Raw genomic sequence first — 651 nt, forward strand, 5'->3', positions numbered from 1 at the left:
TTTGGGTTTCCACACTCGAACCATCGGAGAGTCTGATGCAAGCATCGACCAAGAGCACGCCCACCGCCGGCCATTGTGGCACGATTTTCGTTGCGATCGAACTCAGTCAGAAGACGTGGCTGGTGACACTGCACAGTCCGGATCGGGACCGGATATCGCGCCACAAGCTGGAAGGCGGCGATCACGCCGGGCTGCTGGCGCTGATCGAGCAGGTCAGGGCCCGGGCGACTTCGAAGCTTGGCGCGGCGCCGCGGGTGGTGAGTTGCTACGAGGCCGGCTATGACGGCTTCTGGCTGCACCGGCGGCTGGAAGCGGCTGGGATCACGAACTTCGTGTTCGACCCGGCGAGCATCGCGGTGGAGCAACGGTCGCGGCGGGCGAAGACAGACCGGATCGACGGCGAGCTTCTGCTGCGCACCTTGATGGCCTATTTGCGGGGCGAGCCGCGGGTGGTGCGGATCGTCCGGGTGCCGAGCGTGGCCGAAGAGGACGCCCGGCGGGCCAGCCGCGAGCGCGAGCGACTGGTGACGGAGCAGACCGCCCATACCAACCGGATGAAGGCGCTGCTGCGTCTGCTGGGTCTGGCGGTCGGGGCCCTGCGACGGCGCAACTGGCTCGCCTGGCTGGAGCAGCAGCGGGACTGGCAAGGGC

At 67.6% G+C, this 651-nt stretch carries 1 protein-coding gene; it reads left to right on the forward strand.

Annotated features, from left to right (window positions below):
* Window positions 1-35: 35 nt before the first annotated feature.
* Window positions 36-651, forward strand: a 616-nt coding sequence (locus tag ACZYOF_RS44190) for an IS110 family transposase (protein ID WP_463719650.1), incomplete at its 3' end; no start/stop codon positions are given.

Source organism: Bradyrhizobium sp. LeoA1Lang (assembly GCF_055413685.1).